Origin of the sequence: Secundilactobacillus pentosiphilus (assembly GCF_002217985.1) — a bacterium.
Lineage (GTDB): Bacteria > Bacillota > Bacilli > Lactobacillales > Lactobacillaceae > Secundilactobacillus > Secundilactobacillus pentosiphilus.
Window position 1 is genome coordinate 1 of record NZ_BCMI01000093.1, and the last position, 207, is coordinate 207.

A 207-nucleotide genomic window follows, 5' to 3' on the forward strand; every position below is an offset into this window, starting at 1 on the left:
GCACCTGTTTCCAAGTGTTATCCCCCGCTTCTGGGCAAGTTACCCACGTGTTACTCACCAGTTCGCCACTCATCCAATGCTGAAAATCAGTGCAAGCACTTCAGTTCAGCGGGATGCGTTCGACTTGCATGTATTAGGCACGCCGCCAGCGTTCGTCCTGAGCCAGGATCAAACTCTCAATTTATGATTGTTTGTGACTCATTAATA

The 207-nt window shown here is 48.8% G+C and carries 1 rRNA gene; it reads right to left on the bottom strand.

The window, feature by feature from the left end:
- Positions 1–184: ribosomal RNA gene (locus tag CES81_RS13190) — 16S ribosomal RNA — on the bottom strand; the annotation flags it as partial.
- Positions 185–207: the final 23 nt, after the last annotated feature.